1 protein-coding gene is annotated in these 1,057 nt (G+C 45.4%); it reads left to right on the top strand.

The features are described 5' to 3' along the window. Positions 1-30: 30 nt before the first annotated feature. A partial coding sequence (locus A3729_RS01800) for an oligonucleotide/oligosaccharide-binding fold domain-containing protein (protein ID WP_369820058.1) occupies positions 31-1,057 on the top strand: 1,027 nt, incomplete at its 3' end.

Raw genomic sequence — 1,057 nt, 5'->3', positions numbered from 1 at the left:
GCCAGGTTAAGTACCAAAGACCAGAGCAGGGTGTTTCAACCTCACTCTGGCAGACGAATCATCCTTTCTACTAATGTCGCTGAGACCTCAATTACAGTGCCTGGTATCCGCTATGTAATTGACCCCGGTACCGTGCGGATTTCCCGCTATTCGTATCGCTCAAAATTACAGCGTTTGCCTATCGAGTCAATCTCCCAAGCGAGTGCAAATCAACGAAAGGGTCGTTGTGGGCGGATTGCTGAAGGTATTTGTTATCGACTTTACAGTGAAGACGACTTTATTTCACGACCTGAGTTTACCGATCCGGAAATACAGCGCACCAATCTAGCGGCTGTTATTCTTAAAATGATCGACTCCGGACTCGGGGCAGTGAAAGACTTTCAGTTTATTGATCCACCTGACTCTCGTCTTTTAAATGATGGCTATAAACTACTATTTGAGTTGCAGGCCGTCGATGAAAACAACCGCTTAACAGCGTTGGGCAAGAAACTTGCGACGCTTCCCACAGACCCTCGTTTAGGACGCATGCTGCTTAGCGCTCAGGACTTAAACGCAGTAAAAGAAGTGCTGATTATTGTTAGCGGCTTAAGCATACAAGATCCTCGTGAGCGCCCTGCAGATAAGCAGCAAGCAGCTGACCAGGCTCATGCGGAATATAAAGACCCTGAATCAGATTTCCTTTCTTTTTTGCGGTTGTGGGAATTCTTTGAAGATAAACGCCAGGAGCTAAGCAATAATCAATTAAAGCGCTTTTGCCAGAAAAACTTCCTATCCGCTGTGCGTATGAGGGAGTGGCGCGAGATACATAGACAACTATTACTCGTTTTAAAAAGCATCGGCATCAAGGAAAATGATAGCGAGGCTTCTTATGACTCTATTCATAAGGCTTTATTGAGCGGCTTGCTTGGCAATATCGGTAAACATGAAGAAAAACGCGAGTATCAAGGGTGTCGAAATCGACGTTTCCACTTATTTCCCGGGTCTGGCGTAAACAAAAAGCGCCCTAAATGGTTATTTGCCGCTGAAATCGTGGAAACTCAACAAGTCTATTCCAGAT

It is taken from the genome of Oleiphilus sp. HI0043 (assembly GCF_001634935.1).
This window is presented reverse-complemented; position numbering and strand designations above follow the sequence as displayed.